Here is a 20,655-nt window from a genome sequence, read left to right on the forward strand (position 1 = left end):
CCCGGTGCGCAATGCGGGCTCAACCTGTGTGGCGTTGTGTTGCCTTGTCCAGATGCCCTGTGTGTCGTGCTGTAGCGGCGTCGAAGATTTTTGAAGGCGCCGTATCCTTCGTTGAGAAGGTTTTCCCCGGTGGGGGGAGAGCTCCTCAGATTGAGGGGCTTAGAGGTTGCGGCTTAGCCTGCAACGTTAGCGTGCAGCGCCGCCCTGCGATTCTTCCTCGCGACGTGCCAAAGTGCAGTCCGGGCAGTAACCGGTCACTTCAACCACGTGCTCCAGCTCCGAGAAGCCGTGCTGCTTACCCATCGCCAGTGCCCAGTCCTCAAGGGCGGGTGCTTCCAGCTCAATGGCGGTGCCGCATCGGCGGCAGAGCAGGTGGTGGTGGTGATCTTTCACCCGGCAGTGGCGGTACAGGGTCTCACCCTCAACGCCCTTGACCGAGTCGAGCTCACCGGCGTTAGCCAGCGACTGCAGCACGCGGTAGGTGGTTGCGAGAGAGACCTGTTCCTTGCGGTTCGCGAGGGTCAGGTGCAGATCCTGTGCTGAGATGAAATCGCCGAGCTCTTCCATGGTCGCCTTGATGATGCGACGCTGGCGGGTATTTCGGGCTTCGGCGGGCTTCGTAATTCTCCGTACGGGAATATGAGTGTCCATTGCTGAACCTTTCGGGGCGGAAATCCGTCCCATTGTGTGGTCGATCTTGTCTTACGACTTTACACTAGAGGCGTTCAAAAGGTGGTTGATTTGCGCTTTATCTCAAAAATTGAAGTCATCAACAGGCACGAATGAGGGTTAACGGTAGACTAAAACTATGAAAATGACGAAGTACACCCACTCATGTATCCGCCTTGAGAATGAGGGGCGCACCCTCGTTCTTGACCCCGGCAACTTTGCTGCAGAAGGCGAACACGCCACCGCGCTGGAAGGCGCCGATTACCTGTTCGTGACCCACGCGCATCCGGACCATTTTGACGGCCCGTCGGTGCTGCCGCTGATTGCTCAGCGTGCCGAGTCGCAGACCCCGTTGAAGATTTGGGCTCCCGAGGCTGTTGCCCAGGTCATTAAGGAGGCTGTGCCCGCTGCCGAGGTTACCGTTGTTTCCTCTGATTCTGAGTTCAGCATCCCCGGTTTTGAGGTGAAGACCTACGGCGGTCAGCACGCACTGATTCACCCGCTGATTCAGACCATCGCCAATGTCGGTTACCTGATTAACGGTGCCTTGTACCACCCGGGTGACTCGCTGGTGGTTCCTCACCGCGTGCGTGCGAATACCGTTCTGGTGCCGATTCACGCGCCCTGGTCGAAGGTTCAGGAAGTCATTGATTTTGTGATTGCGACCGGCGCTCAGCGTGTGGTTCCGATTCACAATGGCATGATTAACCAGAACGGCACCGGCATTATTGAGGGTCTGGTGACGAACTTCGGCGCGAAGTACGGCACTGAGCTGAAGCACCTGAACCCCGGTGAGAGCATTGAGGTTGAGGCGTAAGCCTGACCACTGAGCTTCAAACGTGCCGGTGACGGCGCATGAAGGAGATTATTGTGAGCACGATTTTTACCAAGATTATTGAGGGTGAGATTCCCGGCCGCTTCGTCTGGAAGGACGAGCACTGCGTCGCCTTCCTGGACATCATGCCCCTGTCGGAAGGTCACCTGCTGCTCGTTCCCCGCGCAGAGATTGACCGTTGGCCCGACCTGCCGGCTGAGCTGGCGGCGCACCTGTTCGCTGTGGCGCACAAGATTTCTGGTGCCCTGGATCAGGCGTTTGATAAGGACCGTGTGGCTCTGATGATTGCGGGCTTCGACGTTCCGCACACCCACATCCACCTGTTCCCGGCTGACGGCATGGCTGACTACGATCCCGCTAACGCGAAGAAGGATGCTACCGCCGAAGAGCTGGATGCGGCTGCTGAGAAGGTGCGTGCTGCCCTGCGCGAGCGCGGCCACGGCGAGTTCGTGCCGGAGGCATAAGCGCCCTTTACAGCGTGTATAAACACGACAGCGCGTATAACCACGAAGGAGCCGCCCTCTACACAACAGTAGAGGGCGGCTCCTTCGTTGCTATATCCCGTTGCTATGTTCCGGCGGGAAAGAAGCTTAGTGCTTTTCAGCCTTGGAGATCTGCTCAGCCAGGTCCTCGGGGGAGAGGTTAGCGGAGGAGAACTCGGGGGTCAGCGGCAGGTGCAGCTGCAGGCCGGTACCGGGGCAAATCTCGACCTTTGCCGAGCGCAGCTTGAAGTCGACCACGTGGCCGCCCTGAACGCGCTCATCATCGATAAAGTGGGCGTGGCAGCCGGGCACCGAGATGCCCTGCTCGTAGATCGGGGTGCGGAAGCCAACAATCGTGCCGGTCACGTTATCGAACTGGACAATGTCCTCGTTCTCGGTGGCCGCAACCATCTTCGGGTAGGGCTTCTCCTGCTTGATGACGGTGCGGGTGCGGACCCATTCGAACTCGCCGTAAATCTTGATGGCGTACATGTAGTTCTTGGAGACGGTGAAGTCATCCAGAATCTGCGAGGCAGACTTACGGAGTAGGTTATGCGGTAGTTCGCGCTTAATCATGGGCACGAAGTTGGTGACCACGGCGTAGGGGGTCTGCTGGCGCAGGTCGGGCAGGGATACGGAGCCGTCGTGGCGCACCTGGTAGCAGACGCCGTCGAGGACGACCATTTCGCCGTCGAGGCCGTTGAAGGTACCCACACCGAAGTTGCCGTGGCTCAGAAGCTCACCGATGGTCATCTCGCCATCGTAGATGCCGTCCAGCAGCTGGGACATGAGGCCGGTCTGAAAAACTTCGTTACGGAAAACAGTTTCACCGTTTAGGATGGTCGGCTGATATGCCATGAGATTTCTCCTCGTTACAGTGGATGCGGCGTCAGACGGGTCGGTCGGTCATCGGCGATACTCGCCCTAGCTGATGCTAAAAAGGGGAAGGGCGGCGGGGAGAACACGGCGTTGTGATGTCGTTTCTCGCGGAATTCGTAGGTGCCGCCGGCCGGGCGCACGCACTTTCATTGTACGCCCGTGCAGGAAGAACCCCGGGACTAGCGGGTACGACATCTTATGATGTGACCCTTGAACGGATCACCCTGGCGTGAATTACCCAAGTGCGGCTGACTTAGCGCGGCTGATATACCGCAAGCAACGCGAGGGCATAAAAATAGACTGGCGTTCCCTCCGGTTGCACGACAAAAAGGGAGGGAACGCCAGCACCAACAGCTTAGCCCTTAGAGCCGCTCTAAGCGCAACTAAGGCACACGAAGCTCAACAAGGCAGAAAAATATTAGACACGAACCGTCATCAAAATAGTCCGGTGAGCCTGCACCCCGTAGAAACCCTGCAGACACCCAGCAGAAAACACAACAACGGCCTATACGCTCCCAAAGGAACGTATAGGTCGTTGTGCGCTATCTAGAACTTGCCCCAGAACCCACCCCGGAATTTACCTCAGTGCGGGTGCGGGGCAAAGCCCAGAAGGAAAGATGAGACGCCAGCGAATTAGACGCCAGCGAATTAGACGCCAGCGAATTAGACGCCAGCGAATTAGACGCCGTAGTACAGCTGGTACTCAAGCGGGTGCGGAACCAGCGAGAGCGGCTCCAGCTCGTTCTTACGCTTGTAGTCAATCCAAGCCTGAATCAGGTCCTCGGTGAAGACGCCGCCCTCGAGCAGGAAGTCGTGGTCAGCCTCCAGAGCCGCCAGCGCCTCCTCCAGGTTAGCCGGAGCCTTCTTGATGTCCTTAGCCTCTTCAGCGGGCAGCTCGTACAGGTCCTTATCGATCGGTGCCGGCGGCTCAATGCGGTTACGGATACCGTCCAGACCAGCCATCAGCTGAGCAGCAAACGCGAAGTAGGGGTTAGCGGAGGGGTCCGGTGCACGGAACTCCAGACGCTTAGCCTTCGGGTTGGTGCCGGTAATCGGGATGCGGATACCGGCGGAACGGTTACCCTGCGAGTACACCATGTTGATGGGAGCCTCGTAGCCGGGAACCAGACGCTTGTAAGAGTTCACGGTCGGGTTGGTGAACGCCAGAACAGCGGAGGAGTGCTCAATCAGACCGCCAATGTACCAGCGTGCGGTGTCAGAGAGGTTAGCGTAGCCGCGTTCGTCGTAGAACAGGGGCTCGCCGTTCTGCCACAGCGACTGGTGGCAGTGCATACCGGAGCCGTTGTCACCGAAGACGGGCTTGGGCATGAAGGTTACGGACTTGCCCCATGCGTCAGCGGTGCCCTTGATGACGTACTTGAACTTCAGCAGGTCATCGGCGGCCTTGGTGAGGGTGTCGAACTTGTAGTTGATTTCTGCCTGGCCGGCTGCGCCCACCTCGTGGTGGCTACGCTCAACCTCGAGGCCAACCTCATCCATGGCAACGCACATGGCGTCGCGCAGGTCAGCCTGCTTGTCGACGGGGGAGACGGGGAAGTAGCCGCCCTTGACGGGGGTCTTGTTGCCCAGGTTGCCGCCCTCTTCCTTGCGGCCGGTGTTCCAGGGAGCCTCGTCAGAGTCAATCTTGTAGAACACAGAATTCGGCTCAACCTGGTAGCGGACGTCCTCGAAGACAAAGAATTCAGCCTCGGATGCGAAGAACGCGGTGTCTGCAATGCCGGTGGACTGCAGGTATGCCTCGGCGCGCTCAGCAACGCCGCGGGGGTCACGGTGGTAGGGCTCACCGGTGCGGGGGTTCACGATGGAGCAGATGATGACCAGGGTCTTCTCAATGCGGAAGGGGTCAACGTATGCGGACTGAACATCGGGGATCAGCTGCATGTCGGACTCAGCAATGCCCTGGAAGCCGCGAATGGAGGAGCCGTCAAAAAGCTGGCCGTTGACGAAGAAATCGTCATCAATCGCCTTGGCGGGCAGGTTGAAGTGCTGCTGCACGCCGGGCATGTCGGTGAATCGGATATCAACGAAGACTACTTCTTCGTTCTTGATAAAGTCGAGAACTTCCTGGGGGCTGGTAAACATGAGGACTGCTCCTTGTTCGACTGACGGTGCAGGAGGGTATCTTCCCTCATCACATTCAGTCTTTGGTTTAGTTTTTGGCCGCGGGCAAAACCCTGTGACATATCAAGCATAGTGGTTATTTTTTGCGCGTGCGTGACTATCGTGTTTCGGTAATGTTACAAATTGTGGAAAGGGGCTACATCTGTGTTGCCCACCGCGAAGAAGCGGAGGCGCCCGCGCCGCCCTCCAAACCGCATACCGCCCCTCACGCCGCGTGCAGTCACCTGACGCAGGCACACAAAAAGGCCCCGGCCCTCCCCACACGGGAAGAAGCCGGAGCCTTCAAAAGCTTATATCAGCGCCTCGTTTAGCGGCCGCGCATCGCACGACGATCGGGGCGTGCACGCATCGGGTCAACACCCTTCGGCAGGCCGTTCATCGGGTTACGCATAGTGTTCAGGGTGCTCAGACGGCCCGAAACAACCTGCATCTCCTGCTGAGTCAGAGCCTTCGGAAGCTTGTTCATGGTCTTCACAACGTCCTTGAGCTCAACCTGACCCTCATCGTGACCGGTCTCAATCACGTGAACAGGAACGCCAGGAGCCACACGAGCCAGGTGCTTCTTCTCAGTGTTCACCAGCGAGTTCACACGGCTGTGAGGGCCCTCGGTCACCAGCACAATACCGGGACGGCCCAGCGCACGGAACACCAAATCCTGGTGGCGGTTCGCCGCAACGGGCTGCTCCTCAACAATCCAACCGCGACGCACCGAGTTCATCGCCGCACCACTACGACCGGGCTGATTCTCAATCTGAGCAAAAGCCGCAGTCTGCGCGCGGCGACCCAGCAGAAGCATCGCCACAATCGCGGCAACACCCAGACCCAGAATCAGGAAAGTAATCCAGTTATTCAGGGCAATACCGATGAGGAGGAAAACCAAAAGGGTACCCAGAGCCGACAGACTCAGAACCCAACCAATATTCGGGTCGGACTTCTTGGTCATCTGGTAGACCTGCTTCATTTGGGCGAAAGTGCCCGGAGTGCGTTCCTTCTTCTTTTTCTTCTCTTCGCGCTTATCTGCCACGATTCTTCCTCGGCTGGTTCTTCCGCGGCCCCGAGAAGCGCCTCAAACGCTCACGGAACCATAGTGACGTAACGATGCAGTGTATGCCTGCAATTTTTCTAGTTTACCCTACCCGCACAAGGGGCGGGTATAAGGGGAGGGGTATAAGGGGAGGCTCCCCGAACACCGGACGAACACCGGGTTCGAGGAGCCTCAACGCTCTCAGAAAGATTCTGAAAAGGCTTAGTAGCCTGCAGCCACCAGGGAGGAGGCTTCCTGCAGAGCAGCGCCCTCACCCTCAATGTGAGCCAGGTTCTCGGGGATCGGGTAACCGTTCTTGCGCATTGCACGAGCCCACAGGCGACCTGCACGGTACGAAGAACGAACCATCGGGCCCGCCATAACGCCAGCGAAACCAATCTCCTCAGCCATGTTCGCAAAATCCACGAACTGCTGCGGCTTCACCCAACGCTCAATCGGGTGGAAGAGCGGGCCGGGGCGCAGGTACTGGGTGAGGGTAATGATGTCACAGCCAGCATCGTGCAGATCGCACAGCGCCTCGTAAATCTCGTCGTCGGTCTCGCCCATACCCAGAATCAGGTTGGACTTGGTGACCATGCCGCCTTCCTTAGCCTGGGTAATAACATCCAGGGAACGCTCGTAACGGAACGCCGGGCGAATCTGACGGAAGATACGGGGGACGGTCTCCAGGTTGTGCGCGAACACCTCAGGCTTAGCGTCAATCACCTTCTGAACATGCTCGGGAACACCCTTGAAGTCGGGGACGAGCATCTCAACGCCGGTGTTCGGGCACATCTTGTGAATCTGGCGGGTGGTCTCTGCGTACAGCCACGCACCGCCGTCTTCCAGATCGTCACGAGCCACACCGGTCACGGTGGCGTAACGTAGACCCATGACCTTTACGTTCTTCGCAACCTTGAACGGCTCAGCGTAGTCAACAGCAACGGGCTTACCGGTCGCAATATTGCAGAAGTCGCAACGGCGGGTGCACTCGGAGCCACCAATCAGGTAGGTTGCCTCACGGTCTTCCCAGCACTCGTAAATATTGGGGCAGCCAGCCTCTTCACACACAGTGTGCAGACCCTGACCGCGAGCCAGCTCGCGCATCTCGTTGTATTCGGGGCCAACAATAGCCTTGGTCTTAATCCAGTGAGGCTTCTTCTCAATGGGAACCTCAGCGTTGCGGGCCTCCACACGCAGTAGCTTGCGTCCTTCAGGTGCGGTGCTCAAAAGTCTTCTCCTTGGTCTCGGTGTGCCCTCTGTGCAGGTGGGCCACCTTCTATTTTACGCCCGCTCAGGCGTAGGTGAAACTGATTTTCGTATATGACGAACGAACCCGGATGCGCGGTGCGCGGCTCGTTCAGCGTCTAGTTCTGCGCTCTAGCCCTGCGGCTGGTCTTGTGCTTAGTCCTGCGTCGCGACGGGCTCGAAGGACTCCGCCAGACGGTCCTGGTACTTCACCAGCTCCGCCTCCAGCGGCTCCAAAATATCGGCGGGGGTCACCGTGCGACCCAGCTGCTCCGAAATGGAGGTGACACCCGCATCGCTAATACCGCAGGGAATGAACTGCGCGAAAGGCGCCAGGTCGTTGCAACAGTTAATCGCGAAGCCGTGCATGGTGGTGTTACGCGAAACGCGCATGCCCAGGGCGGCAATCTTCTTGTCTTGAGTGATGCCATCGCCCAGAATCCACACACCGCTACGGCCCTCAACGCGCTCACCCTTAATGCCCAGACCGGCAAGGACATTAATGATGATCTCCTCAACGATGCGCACATACGCCACCACGTCAATGGGCTCGGGCAGGCGCAGAATCGGGTACGCGGTCAGCTGGCCGGGGCCGTGCCAGGTCAGCTTGCCGCCGCGGTCAATCTTGACGACGGGGGTGGACTTGTCTGCGGGGTACTCGTGGTCTTCGGTGCGTTTACCCGCGGTAATCACGGCCTCATGCTCAAGCAGAAGAATCGTATTCTGGCGGGTGCGGTTAGCCACCTCATCGTGGATGCGGTACTGCTCATCCAAGCACTCAACATAGTTCACATAGTTCGGGGCGAAGCCCACGCGTTCAATCGTCACAGACATACTTTCTACCTTAGTACTGCCGGTGAAGGGAAGAAAATTAGGGCGCCCTGAATCACGTGATGAGCGAACATGTAGGAATGTTACGGACGGGTGTGGTGGGTTGATAGGGCGAATATTTCGGGTGTTGATTTTAGGGTTGCATGGTTTATTTATGGTGTTTTATTGAGTCTAAACATATTGTTTGATGTTATTTGATAACATGATGGTATGAGAAGCAAAGAAGCACACGTTCTGGAAAGCATCGCCAACCCGGCACTGCCCACCCTGCAGATTGTCGAGTACCGGGGTGGAACCACTGAGAGCGCACCCTCCGTAACTCCCGTATCCCCGGCAACCTCCGTGCGCCCCGGACGCTACACCCTGCGCACCATTTCTGCACCCGAGGGCGCCGCTCCCTCCGCGCCCACTCTGCGCGCGGCAGCCAACGGGTACGGATTCGAGGAAAGCACGGATGCATCCGCTCACGCCCAGACCCCGCAGGTAGCCGCCGCCCTGCGTAACGCGCCCGGACTCGCCAAGCTCCACGCCGTCACCAGCGAGGAACACGACAGCAAGCTGTGCCTCTGGTACGAGCCCCTCGACGCGGGCACCCTCGACAAGCTCCTACGCGCTCGCACCCTCAACCCTGCCGAACTCATGACCCTGGCACGCACCCTGCACCGGGCGCTCGGCAGCCTTAAAAAGGTGGGGGAGGGGCGTGCCGAGCTGAGCTCCGAATACATTGCCCTGAGCGCCTCCGGAGTGCCCAAGCTCCTTCTGCCTGACGTTCTCTATTGCGAGGCGGATACTCTCGACGCTGAACAGCTCACAGCCGCTTACGGTGACTACGCACGTTCCGCCGCCGCCCTGCTCTGGCGTGCCGCCTGCGGCCACAAGCCGGAACCTTCCGCCGCCCGTGTACCCCTCTCGCTGCGCATGGGCGCCACCGGCACCGTCACCGATGGAGCACACAGCGCTGAGTGGATTGAACGCCTCGGCAGAGCCCTCGAATACCTGCTGGATGCACCCGCCCAGGAGGCGGCAGCTGCTGGACTGAGCTCCGTGGTCGCGCTCGCGGAGGAGGTGCCGCCTCGCCCGCTGAATGTGTACCTGAGCTGTTCCGAACGTGCCCGCGCCCTAATTCCCGCTGCAGTAGATCCCGCGCCGGTGCAGAAGCCCTCAAAGCTCCAGAAGACGCAACGCTATCTGGCAGAACGTTTGCCTCGCGTGAGGAAGCCGGTAGCTACCGTAGGCTCTAAGCCGTTGAGCCCTGTGGCGAGATTAGCAAAGAGCGCACCCGCCCCGAAGAATGCAGATGCCGCAAAGAACGCAGAAGCGACGGGTACATCCCGACTGGCGGCGCTACGCGGTGCGCTGAGCCGCCCCTCCGTACGCCTGGGCGTAGCCGCGCTCGCCCTGGGGACTATCGCCCTGCCGCTCGGATTCACCGTCTACGGGCAGAACGCCCCGGCAACGGCACAGCCCGTATCCGCGCAAGCCGCGAACGCAGCGGGGGAGCAGGCACCCGACGGCGCGGAAGAACAGAATCAGGCTGTGCAGAGCGAGCAGATTCTACGCGCCCTCATCGACCAGCGGAACCAAGAACGCCGTGCTCGAGGCGGTGCAGAGCTAACCGTCGACACCACCGAAGAACTCAGCCGCGACGGCGAGAACATCCGCGTCATGGCGGTAGTCTCCGCACCAGGCTACCGAGCCGACAAAACCGAGCAGGAAGCCCGCAAACTCAGCGAAGACAACGGCGTCACCCGTCAGAAAGTCATCTTCGACCTGCACCGCGGGGAGAAAGGCTGGGAGATAGCTCGCGCCGAACCCGTCACGGCATAACCACGGTACACGCTCCGCACCATGGAGCATTCAACGGACATAACAAAAGCGGCGGCCCCACCCACCGAAGTGGATGGAACCGCCGCCTTTATGCTCACTGTCCGGGAAACCCCGGAGAGCTACGCTCGGTTACCCGTCAGGGTACCGCCACAAGGAAACTTCCTTGAATCTATGCAGGTCTTAGAGGCCCAGCTCAGACTCGAAGTTTGCCTCCTCCAGGCGGGTCTTGAGGGTGTGCAGGAAGCGACCAGCGTCCGCACCGTCGACCACGCGGTGATCGTAGGTGAGGGACAGGTAGCACATGGAGCGGATAGCGATAACGTCGTTACCGTCTGCATCCTGGATAACCATGGGGCGCTTCACGATGGAACCGGTACCGAGGATTGCAACGTTCGGCTGGTTGATAATCGGGGTGTCGAACAGTGCACCGAAGGAACCAATGTTGGTGATGGTGAAGGTCGAACCCGACAGCTCCTCGGGGGAGATGTCGCCGGTACGTGCGCGGCCACCCAGGTCGCCAATAGCCTTTGCCAGGCCAGCAATGCCCAGGTCGGAAGCGTTCTTGATGACGGGAACCAGCAGACCCTTGGGGGTGTCCACAGCAATAGCGATGTTCTCGGAGCCGTGGTAAGTAATCTGCTTGTAGTCCTCGGTCATGGACGCGTTCAGAGCGGGGTGCTGCTGCAGAGCCTCAGCGGTTGCCTGGACGAAGAAGGGCAGGAAGGTCAGCTTTGCGCCCTCACGAGCAGCGAAGCCGTCCTTAGCCTTTGCACGCAGCTGAACGATGCGGGTCACGTCAACCTCGGTGACCTGGGTCAGCTGGGTGGAGATGTCCAGGGACTCACGCATGCGCTTTGCAATAACCTGGCGGATACGTGCGGTCTTCTCGACGGTGCCACGCTTGGGGGAAACCTCGAAGGTGTGCGGTGCCTTTGCGGAACCAGCAGCCGGAGCAGCAGCTGCAGCGGGTGCAGCAGCGGCGGGAGCAGCGGAACCCTTAGCAGCGATAGCAGCCTGAATATCCTGCTTGCGGATGCGGCCACCAACACCGGTGCCCTTGACGGTGGACAGGTCGATGCCGTTGTCCTTAGCGAGCTTACGGACCAGCGGGGTCACGTATGCTTCACCCTCAGCAGCTGCCGGAGCGGCAGGTGCAGCGGGAGCTGCAGGAGCTGCGGGTGCAGCCGGAGCAGCAGCGGGTGCTGCGGGAGCGGCAGGAGCCTCAGCAACCGGAGCGGGAGCTGCGGGAGCAGCCGGTGCAGCTGCAACGGAAGCGTCGCCGATGATAGCCAGAACCTGGCCAACCTCTGCGTCCTCATCCTCGGGGATGCGGATCTCGAGCAGGGTACCTGCTACGGGGGAGGGAACCTCGGTGTCAACCTTGTCGGTGGAAACCTCAACCAGGGGCTCGTCAACCTCAACCTGCTCGCCAACTTCCTTCAGCCAGCGGGTAACGGTGCCCTCGGTGACGGACTCGCCCAGTGCGGGCAGTACGACCTCGATGCCTGCAGCAGCAGCTGCGGGAGCAGCCGGAGCAGCGGCGGGTGCTGCGGGAGCAGCAGGAGCCTCAGCAACCGGAGCGGGAGCTGCGGGAGCCTCAGCAGCTGCGGGAGCAGCAGGAGCAGCAGCGCCGGAACCGTCGCCAATGATAGCCAGAGCAGCGCCGACCTCGACGTCCTCGTCCTCGGGGACGAGAATCTGCTCAACAACGCCTGCTACGGGGGAGGGAACCTCGGTGTCAACCTTGTCGGTGGAAACCTCAACCAGGGGTGCGTCAACCTCAATGGTGTCGCCGACCTCAACGAGCCAGCGGGTAACGGTACCCTCGGTCACGGACTCGCCCAGTGCGGGCAGTACTACGGTGTGGGACATAATCTTTCCCGTTCTCCTTGTGAATGCTTGAACTAGAAAAATGTGAGCGGTGACCCGGATACGCGTCGCATGCATCGAAGCACGTCGACGCGCATCCGGATAGGGGCGTTGTTCAGCGGATACGCCCGGCAACCGCTAACGACCAACGGTCGTCAATACTAAGCTGACGCGCTAACGCCAGTCAGCAAAATTTATGCGCTGTGCAGCGGGGTGCCGTTCAGGACCATTGCAGCCTCACCCAGGGACTCGTTCTGAGTCGGGTGTGCGTGGATGAACTTAGCGACGTCCTCGGGGAATGCTTCCCAAGCAACCCACATCTGAGCCTCACCAATCTGCTCACCCATGCGCTTCCCAATAGCGTGAACACCAACGATGGGGCCGTCCTTCTGGCGGACAACCTTCACGATACCGGTAGCACCGAGGATAGAGGACTTACCGTTACCAGCCAGGTTGTACTCAGCGGTCTCAACGTTCTCAGCGCCGAACTTCTCCTTAGCCTTGGGCTCGGAGTAACCAACAGAAGCAATCTCCGGGTCACAGAAGGTGACCTTGGGGATGTTGATGTCTTCAACGATGGTGGGGTTCAGGCCAGCGATTTCCTCAGCAACGAAGATACCCTGCTGGTAACCGCGGTGAGCCAGCTGAACGCCGGGGACGATGTCACCAATAGCGTAGATGTTGCCAACGCCGGTGTGCAGGCGCTCGTTAGCCAGGACGAAGCCGCGATCCATGGGGATGCCCTGCTCCTCGTAGCCCATGTTTGCGGTGTTCGGGCCGCGACCAACAGCGACCAGAACGATCTCTGCCTCGAAGACCTTGCCGTCAGCCAGGGTGACCTTAGCACCGTTAGCGTCCTGCTCAACCTTCTCGAAGAGGGTGCCGGTGTTGAACTTGATGCCGCGCTTCTTGAACGCACGCTCCAGAACCTTGATGATTGCCGGGTCCTCGTTGGGAACCAGGTTCGGCAGGCCCTCGATGATGGTGACGTCAACGCCCATAGCGTTCCACATGGATGCGAACTCGCAACCAATCACGCCGCCGCCGAGCACGATAGCGCTCTTGGGCAGGTAGTCCATCTCCAGTGCCTCAGTGGAGGTCAGCACGCGACCCTCAATGGGCAGACCGAAGGTCTTGGAGACCGAACCGGATGCCAGGATAATGTTCTTACCCTTGTACTCAACACCACCGACGGTGATGGTGTCCTGAGCGGTCAGCTTACCCTCGCCGGGGATAACCTCTACGCCCTTCATCTTCAGCAGGCCTGCAAGACCCTTGAACTTACCGGAGACGATGTTGTCCTTGTAATCGCGAACCTTGCCCATCTCGATGGACTGCAGCACAGCGTTAACGCCAACCTTGGACGCCTCGCGTGCCTCTTCAGCCAGCTCAGCAGCGTGCAGGTACGCCTTGGTGGGGATACAGCCGGTGTGCAGGCAGGTGCCGCCGACCTTTTCCTTCTCGATCAGGCCGACGGTGAAGCCTAGCTGGCGTGCGCGAATAGCTGCGGAGTAGCCAGCGGAACCGCCGCCGAGGATGAGGATGTCGAATTCTTGAGCCACGATATTGCTCCCTTGCATAGTTGTGGGGGCTAAAGACCCCTGCAATGAGTTCTTTACCAATTTATTGGTAGGTTTCCCCAGCATGCGCAGGAGGCCCGCGACCAACAAAAATCGCGCGCCCCTCCGCGTACGCAGAAAAACACTTAATACAACAATACCCCCGTTGAGGGTCGTTTAAGTTCACTCAGGGCGGTTTTAGCCGATTAATCACCCAAACAGCGCAAATTTTTCACCACGCAAGAAAAGAGGCGCGTCATAGAACAGCCAGATGACAGCGCCGGCACAGCGCTATTACAGCGCAGCATCAACGAGCGCACAGAATCGGTCAAGAACAGACAAAGAGGAGGGCTTCCCGGTGTGAAATACCGGAAAGCCCTCCTCTGAGAATCTCCATACCGGGCGGCTACGCGCCAGTGCTATACGCCAGCTAGGATGCGCGCCCAGCGAGATGACAGGCTACTTAGCGTAGGACTGGATGAAGTTCACCAGGGTAGCGGTACCGAAGCCGGTACCCTCCTTCGGGGTGAAGCCGTAGGGAGCCTCCTCGTTGAACGCGGGACCCGCAATGTCCAGGTGAGCCCAGGGGATACCCTCGCCCACGAACTCCTTCAGGAACAGGCCCGCGGTCAGCGCACCACCGTAGCGGGAACCGATGTTCTTGATGTCAGCGACCGGGGACTCCAGGCTCTTACGCAGGTAGGACTCCAGCGGCATCGGCCAGTAAGCCTCACCCGCAGCTGCACCGGCTGCAATCACGCGGTCGCGAATCTCCTCGTCACCGAGCAGAGCCGCAGTGCGCAGACCCAGAGCAGCCATAGCGGCACCGGTCAGGGTAGCGATGTCCAGGATGACGTCCGGGTTCGACTCGGAAGCCAGGGCGATACCATCAGCCATGACCAGGCGGCCCTCAGCGTCAGTGTTCAGCACCTCAACGGTACGGCCATCACGCATGGTGATAATGTCCTCCGGGCGCAGTGCGTGACCGCCGGGCATGTTCTCAGCCAGGCACAGGTAGCCGGTGACAGCAACCGGAACATCCAGCTCAGCAGAAGCAACCACAGCGCTCAGAACCGATGCCGCACCAGCCATATCGCACTTCATGGTCATCATCGAAGCGGCAGGCTTCAGCGAGTTACCACCGGTATCAAAAGTAATGCCCTTACCCACCAGAGCCACGTGAGCCTTCGGGTTCTCCGGAACGTACTTCACAACAGCAAGAACCGGCTTGCGGGGCGAACCCTGACCAACACCGGAAATGCCGCCGAAGCCCTCCTCAGCCAGGCGGTCGTGGTGGAACAGTTCAATCTCAACGTTCGAGTAATCCTCAGCGACCTCAGCCACGAACTCAGCGAAAGTCTCCGGGTACAGGTGCGACGGAGGCAGGTTCACCAGGCGGCGAGCATCCTTAGCGGTCTCGCCCAGAACCAGGGCGTGAACCAGAGCCTCCTCAGCCTCTTCCTGCTCAATCGAGGAAACAATCAGAATGGACTCGATCTCTTCCTTAATCGAGTCCTGAGTCTTGCCGCGCAGGCCCTCCTCAACGAAGTTACCCAGCACGGCGCCGTGAGCAATAGCCTCAATTTCCTCTACCGAAGAAACGCCGAAATCGAAAGCGACCTCCTCAGCAGAACCAACCAGCTGACGAGCCGCAGAACCAGCCGCGTAACGCAGAGCATCCAGGCGCTCCTGACCCTCAGCAGTATCAGAGCCCAGACCCGCCAGCGCCACAATGCCGGCGCCGGTGTCCTCAAGGCCGGGCAGACGCAGCAGCTGATCGGGGGCACCCGAGGCGCCCAGCGCCTCCAGCAGCTCGTTAATACCCTCAACAGACTCCTCAGACAGAGAGCTCGGCGCCAGGTAGGCACCGTCATCGCCCTTCAGAACGCCCAGAACCAGAACGTCAGCTTCGAGCGCTTCAAGGTCGGTGCTGTGAATAGACAGAGACAGAGACATCGTTACTCCTTTGCGTATGTCTTCTCGAAATAGTCGGGGCACATCCTCGCGCCCGAAAAACTCAACTGTAGGCCCTCGAAGAGTGAGGATGAATACCGCCGCGCAAAGCCGCGCGGACTACTGCTTCTACTCTACACGGATATGTAGGAGGGCGTGAGGTTCAGCTCTCACCCCGAGCCGCTGGAAGGGCATGAAAAACGTGCAAAAAGCCGAGCTGTAGCGTCTTAAGAACGTCGGTACAACACTCAACAAGTTCACCTACTGCGAGAAAACCCCGCACACTGTCGATACGGGGCAGTAGTGGCATAAAATGAAAGACTACGGAAAGCGTCAGATAACAGAAGACGCCCCTTCGCCCCAAGCCCAGAACCGTTTAGCTCAACAAGCCCCTGCGCGCGGCGCGAACCAGATAAAAGTGAGGAGGCACGATGCTCAACCCCGAAGATCTCTACTTAGCCAACACCAAAATATTGGACGACCCCCGGATGCACGGGCTGACCCTCGTCATTGCCCTCTCCAGCCCGCAGGACGCAGGCTCCACCGCAGGCCAGCTCGGACAGGTGCTGCTCAGCGAGCTCAAGAACATTGAAATCGTTGAGTTCGACAGCGACCAGCTGCACGACTACCGTGCCCGCCGCCCCTTCATCCGCTACGAAAAAGACCACTTCGAAAAGCCTCAATACCCGCAGCTGAAGCTCTACGCCGTAGAAGACAGCCTCAACAAGCCGTTCCTGCTGCTCACCGGTGCCGAACCGGACCTGCAGTGGCAGCGCTTCGAAAAGGCGGTGCTGACCATCGCCCAGCGGGTCAAGCCCTCCCTGGTCGTGCTGGTCTCCGCATTCCCCATGCCGGTGCCGCACACCCGCCCCTTCCCGATTACCGCGCACGGCTCCCGCAAGGACCTGATTCGCGGCATCTCCCCGTGGAAGCCCAGCGCCGACGTGCACGCCACCGTCACCAACCTGCTGGAAGTGCTCTTCACCGAAAACGGAATCGACACCGTCGGCTTCGGTGTGAACATTCCCCAGTACATTTCGGAGGCGGACCTGCCGCAGGGCACCCTCACCGCCCTCGAACACGTGGGCATGGCGGCGCACCTCTCGCTACCCACCGAGAACCTGCGCGAAGCCGCACGCCACGTGCACAGCCAGATCAACGACCAGGTCAAGCAGAACCCCGAAATTGGTCGCATGATCACGACCATGGAAGAGAACTACGACGAGAACTTCCGCACCTCCGACATTGCGGTTCCCCTCTCGCGACGCGACGCGCACAACGTGCCCAGCCGCGACGAGATTGGTGCGCTCTTCGAGCGGTTCCTCGACGAACAGTAGGGCGTGTGCAGTAAAGTGCGTGCAGTAAAGCGCGCACAGTAGGGGAAAGTACCCGGTGCGCCCTTACTCTGCATGACAGATTATGACGCGGCACCCCGCACCGCTGTGGACAAACCCCGGCGTACAAACGAACAATACGAATAAATCTGTGGAACCTTCGGACCTATGAACCGAAGTATCCACAGATTTATTTGTATAACCTGCGCACCCGTCCAAACCATGCCACCGTGAAGGCATGAACGCAAACAATATCTCCAACGGCAACACCCCCAACAGCAACCGCCTCAACAGCGACCACTTCAACAGCGGCAACTACGACACGCCCCCGCCCATCCGCAACGAATACGACGTGCTCAGCAGTGCCCTCCACCAGCACGGCTACTGGCCCGACCACTCACTCATCATCCTCACCGCAACCGAAGATACCCTCGGCCCCAGCCTGCGTGTCAACCTACCCGACGAACCCTGCACCCTGGCCGAACGCGCCGACTTCCTCCACGAAACCTTCGCCAAACTACCCACCTGCCACAACGGCGAAACCCTCACCCGCTTCTACACCGTCATCGTCGATGGCGACAACACCGTACGCCAACGCCAACTCAACCCCGACACCGCACAACTTGCCGCCATCGAAGAAATCCAACAGGACGTCGACACCCAAATCAACATCAACACCTGGCTCCACCTGCTCCACGACCCGCGCATCGTCAGCGAACTACGTTGCGAAGACGTCATCTACGCAGGAGGCGCCAGCATCTGGGCGCTCGACCCCGAACAGCAAGCGCTCACCCTCCTCGCACCCATCGAAGAAACCCTCCACAGCGGCTACTACACCTGGCTCACCCGCCAGGGCGACACCATCGCCCCCAACGCCCACCACAACTACGCCCACAGCCCCTGGGACACCGACCCCACCGGCAACTCCGAAACCCGCCACGACTGGGAAAACGCCGTAGAACTTTGGGACCACACCCGCACCAACACCGCGCGGGGCGACGACGCCCGCCGCACCAACGTCCACGCCATCTACCACCAAGCCCAAATCGACCTCTGCTACTGGGACGCCGCCATCAACGCCGCCGCCCACCTGCTCACCACCCACCAAGTCGACGACACTAACGCGCCCACCATCGGTGATGCGCTGCGCGACCTCATCCCCGCCGAAGTCGCCGGGCACCTACGCGCCTCCATCGCACCCGCAACCCTCAACCCCATCACCGCCGAAATGCTCACCTACCTCGCCGGCTACGGGCTCAACCACGCCCAAAAAGCGCTCGCCCACATGCACTACGCCGCCCAACACACCAACTACGCCCTCGGCGGTCCCCGACCCGTCGCCCTCCCAGACATCGACCCGCTCGAACCGCCCCACTACGGCACCCGCATCACCCGAAAAACCTACATGCCCGAAAGCTTCACCCGCATGCTCAGCACCGCACCCGGCGCCGACCAGACACACGTACGTGCCGTGCCCGAAAAATGCGTGCAATGGCAAGACTGGATCCGCCGCACCCACCGCGCTATTCAGCAAAACCGCAGCGTCCAACAAAACCGCGGCATCCAACAGGTCAACCTCGACCACTGGGCACTCCAAGAACTCAGCCCCGCCGACCTCGCCGTCACCACCGAACTCAACACCATCAACCGAGAAGTGCTCCCGCGCCTGCTCAAACAAAGAGACTCCAACGACCACACCGCCGCACGCAAACTCGAAGAGATCAGCCAACAAATCGACGACGCCTACACCAACAGCGAATACCTCGCCAACCCCAACCACCAAGCCGTCTACACCCACTACCTCGACGCCCTCAAAGGAGAACTAGGCAGCCCCCACTGGGAGCGCCTCAACGGGCTCGAACTACTCACCAGCCTGCTCACGCCCCACAGCACCGACGGCGAATACGCAACGCTGCGCAACACCCAAGCCTGGGCCAACTGGTACAAGGGATACAGCACCTACGCCCGCCTGCTCCGCCAAGAAGCCCACCGCCACACCACAGGAGAAGACCTCAACATCCTCGACGTACACCTCAACGCCGGAGGCCTACCCGCCTGGATCAAACACACCATCTGCGGCGAACCCGGCGCAAACCGCCAACCCATCAGCACCCTCAAACCACGAAAGGTCTAAAGCTCGGTACCCATAAAGCGAGGCACAAAACAGGGGAGGGGTGCGCCACCACTCGGCATGCCCCTCCCACACACCTCGTACAGGCCTCTCACACACAGCCGCACCCACCCAAAACCAAGCCCACAAGCCACCCAAACAGCGCGTCAAGTTGAAAGCAACCAAAAATCTGCAATACTTATATATTGACCCCGTACAGTCAATGCGCTATAACGCGCCCTCAAACCGCTCCACACAACGAGCAACGGAACCCTGCAAACCGCCCAACGCACGCGGAATAAAACCCGCCCCCACAGCGTTAAACCGGACAAACGCAGCAAACACCCCGACCGAGGACGCCAGCACAGACTTGACAGGGTCTTAGGTGTTTTGCAAACAAAACACCCCACCACAAGCCAGAAAGGGTTCTAGTGGCACCTGCAACCAGCAAGAAGACCGCGACCGGCGACGCAACCGAAGAAACCGTCGCAAAAACAACCACCAAGACCACCCGCACCAAGAAGGCAACCACCAAAGCCGCAGCGGCAACCGAAGACACCACCGGCGCAACCGCCGAAACCGGTGCTGAAACCACTGCCGAAACTACTGCCGAAACCGAGGCAGACAAGCCCAAGCGCACCCGCAAAACCACCACCACCAAAACCGCAACCAAACGCAAGACCGGTGGCCGCCGCAAAAAGAGCGACGACGAATTCGACCTCGGACTCGACGAAGAACTCGAAACCACCGACGGCGAAGACGAAACCGACGAAGAAGACGAAGAAACCGCAGCCAAAATAGAAGAAAAGAAGGCCGCAGAAGCAGTAGCAGCCAAGGGCTCCGGCTTCGTCCTCACCGCAAACGACGACGACGACGCACCCGCACAGCGCGTCGTCACCCCCGGCGCAACCGCCGACCCCGTCAAGGACTACCTCAAGCAGATTGGTAAGGTCTCCCTGCTCAACGCACAGCAGGAAGTCGACCTCGCCATGCGCATCGAGGCCGGCCTCTACGCAGAACACAAGCTCGCCGAAAACCCCGACATGGACAAGGACCTCAAGAAGGCCATGCGCTGGGTCGTCCACGACGGCAAGCGAGCCAAGAACCACCTGCTCGAAGCCAACCTGCGACTCGTCGTCTCCCTCGCCAAGCGCTACACCGGCCGCGGCATGCTCTTCCTCGACCTCATCCAGGAAGGCAACCTCGGCCTCATCCGCGCCGTCGAAAAGTTCGACTACTCCAAGGGCTTCAAGTTCTCCACCTACGCAACCTGGTGGATCCGCCAGGCCATCACCCGCGCCATGGCAGACCAGGCCCGCACCATCCGCATCCCCGTGCACATGGTCGAGGTCATCAACAAGCTCGCCCGCGTGCAGCGCCAGATGCTTCAGGACCTCGGTCGCGAACCCACCCCCGAGGAGCTCGGTAAGGAACTCGACATGACCCCCGAAAAGGTCATCGAGGTTCAGAAGTACGGCCGCGAACCCATCTCCCTGCACACCCCCCTCGGCGAAGACGGCGACTCCGAATTCGGCGACCTCATCGAGGACTCCGAGGCAGTCGTCCCCGCAGACGCAGTGTCCTTCACCCTTCTGCAGGAACAGCTCCACTCCGTGCTCGACACCCTCTCCGAGCGTGAAGCCGGCGTGGTCGCAATGCGCTTCGGCATGACCGACGGCCAGCCCAAGACCCTCGACGAAATCGGCAAGGTCTACGGCGTGACCCGCGAACGAATCCGCCAGATCGAGTCCAAGACCATGTCTAAGCTCCGTCACCCGTCGCGTTCGCAGGTACTGCGCGACTACCTGGACTAGGAAACATCACCTAGATTGAGCGGACGTAGCCGGTTCCCGCTCGCGGGGGAGTGCCCCCTCTGCGGCGCTGAGCGCCTTG

Annotated in this window: 15 protein-coding genes; 6 read left to right on the forward strand and 9 right to left on the reverse strand. The window is 60.0% G+C overall.

Going from position 1 to position 20,655, the window contains the following annotated elements; all coding sequences use genetic code 11:
- Nucleotides 1–186: 186 nt before the first annotated feature.
- The gene (locus AB8C10_RS06305) at nucleotides 187–651 is read right to left on the reverse strand and encodes a Fur family transcriptional regulator (protein ID WP_005505454.1); all 465 of its coding nucleotides are present in this window, start codon (nucleotides 649–651) and stop codon (nucleotides 187–189) included.
- A 157-nt stretch (nucleotides 652–808) separates the two neighbouring features.
- Here AB8C10_RS06305 and AB8C10_RS06310 point away from each other — a divergent pair, with 157 nt between their 5' ends.
- Entirely contained in the window at nucleotides 809–1,486 is a 678-nt protein-coding gene (locus tag AB8C10_RS06310) for an MBL fold metallo-hydrolase (RefSeq protein WP_005505455.1), read from the forward strand.
- A 53-nt stretch (nucleotides 1,487–1,539) separates the two neighbouring features.
- On the forward strand, nucleotides 1,540–1,968 hold the full coding sequence (locus AB8C10_RS06315) for an HIT family protein (RefSeq protein WP_005505456.1): 429 nt from the start codon (nucleotides 1,540–1,542) through the stop codon (nucleotides 1,966–1,968).
- A gap of 126 nt (nucleotides 1,969–2,094) precedes the next feature.
- On the opposite strand, the gene budA is transcribed toward AB8C10_RS06315, so the two are convergent.
- The 5 genes from budA to lipB all read right to left on the reverse strand — a co-directional run bounded on the left by budA (nucleotide 2,095) and on the right by lipB (nucleotide 8,266).
- Nucleotides 2,095–2,844, reverse strand: coding sequence for an acetolactate decarboxylase (gene budA / locus AB8C10_RS06320; RefSeq protein ID WP_005505457.1), 750 nt, complete (start codon nucleotides 2,842–2,844; stop codon nucleotides 2,095–2,097).
- 699 nt (nucleotides 2,845–3,543) lie between these two features.
- On the reverse strand, nucleotides 3,544–4,968 hold the full coding sequence (gene glnA / locus AB8C10_RS06325) for a type I glutamate--ammonia ligase (protein ID WP_070831363.1): 1,425 nt from the start codon (nucleotides 4,966–4,968) through the stop codon (nucleotides 3,544–3,546).
- 346 nt (nucleotides 4,969–5,314) lie between these two features.
- The gene (locus AB8C10_RS06330) at nucleotides 5,315–6,031 is read right to left on the reverse strand and encodes a DUF4191 domain-containing protein (protein WP_314938014.1); all 717 of its coding nucleotides are present in this window, start codon (nucleotides 6,029–6,031) and stop codon (nucleotides 5,315–5,317) included.
- 222 nt (nucleotides 6,032–6,253) lie between these two features.
- Complete coding sequence (gene lipA, locus AB8C10_RS06335; protein WP_005505472.1) at nucleotides 6,254–7,261, reverse strand: lipoyl synthase; 1,008 nt, start codon at nucleotides 7,259–7,261, stop codon at nucleotides 6,254–6,256.
- A gap of 174 nt (nucleotides 7,262–7,435) precedes the next feature.
- Nucleotides 7,436–8,266 (reverse strand): lipoyl(octanoyl) transferase LipB, encoded by an 831-nt coding sequence (lipB, locus tag AB8C10_RS06340; protein ID WP_368867220.1) that lies wholly within the window; start codon nucleotides 8,264–8,266, stop codon nucleotides 7,436–7,438.
- Nucleotides 8,267–8,320: 54 nt separating this feature from the next.
- Here lipB and AB8C10_RS06345 point away from each other — a divergent pair, with 54 nt between their 5' ends.
- Nucleotides 8,321–9,937 carry a peptidase gene (locus AB8C10_RS06345; RefSeq protein WP_368867206.1) on the forward strand — a complete coding sequence of 539 codons (1,617 nt, stop codon included), beginning with the start codon at nucleotides 8,321–8,323 and terminating at the stop codon, nucleotides 9,935–9,937.
- Nucleotides 9,938–10,117: 180 nt separating this feature from the next.
- Here the strand turns inward: AB8C10_RS06345 and sucB are convergent, their stop codons facing one another.
- The 3 genes from sucB to AB8C10_RS06360 all read right to left on the reverse strand — a co-directional run bounded on the left by sucB (nucleotide 10,118) and on the right by AB8C10_RS06360 (nucleotide 15,321).
- Nucleotides 10,118–11,809, reverse strand: coding sequence for a 2-oxoglutarate dehydrogenase, E2 component, dihydrolipoamide succinyltransferase (sucB, locus tag AB8C10_RS06350; protein ID WP_368867207.1), 1,692 nt, complete (start codon nucleotides 11,807–11,809; stop codon nucleotides 10,118–10,120).
- Nucleotides 11,810–12,000: 191 nt separating this feature from the next.
- Nucleotides 12,001–13,386, reverse strand: a complete 1,386-nt coding sequence (lpdA, locus tag AB8C10_RS06355) for a dihydrolipoyl dehydrogenase (RefSeq protein WP_368867208.1) — start codon at nucleotides 13,384–13,386, stop codon at nucleotides 12,001–12,003.
- 438 nt (nucleotides 13,387–13,824) lie between these two features.
- Nucleotides 13,825–15,321 carry a leucyl aminopeptidase gene (locus AB8C10_RS06360; protein ID WP_368867209.1) on the reverse strand — a complete coding sequence of 499 codons (1,497 nt, stop codon included), beginning with the start codon at nucleotides 15,319–15,321 and terminating at the stop codon, nucleotides 13,825–13,827.
- Nucleotides 15,322–15,749: 428 nt separating this feature from the next.
- Here AB8C10_RS06360 and AB8C10_RS06365 point away from each other — a divergent pair, with 428 nt between their 5' ends.
- The 3 genes from AB8C10_RS06365 to AB8C10_RS06375 all read left to right on the forward strand — a co-directional run bounded on the left by AB8C10_RS06365 (nucleotide 15,750) and on the right by AB8C10_RS06375 (nucleotide 20,576).
- On the forward strand, nucleotides 15,750–16,655 hold the full coding sequence (locus AB8C10_RS06365) for a PAC2 family protein (RefSeq protein ID WP_294642127.1): 906 nt from the start codon (nucleotides 15,750–15,752) through the stop codon (nucleotides 16,653–16,655).
- Between the two features lie 235 nt (nucleotides 16,656–16,890).
- The gene (locus tag AB8C10_RS06370; protein ID WP_368867210.1) at nucleotides 16,891–18,786 is read left to right on the forward strand and encodes a metal-dependent hydrolase; all 1,896 of its coding nucleotides are present in this window, start codon (nucleotides 16,891–16,893) and stop codon (nucleotides 18,784–18,786) included.
- Nucleotides 18,787–19,193: 407 nt separating this feature from the next.
- A complete protein-coding gene (locus AB8C10_RS06375) occupies nucleotides 19,194–20,576 on the forward strand; it encodes an RNA polymerase sigma factor (protein WP_368867211.1) in 1,383 nt (460 codons plus the stop codon).
- Nucleotides 20,577–20,655 lie beyond the last annotated feature (79 nt).

This window comes from Rothia mucilaginosa, assembly GCF_964210535.1.
Lineage (GTDB): Bacteria > Actinomycetota > Actinomycetes > Actinomycetales > Micrococcaceae > Rothia > Rothia mucilaginosa_F.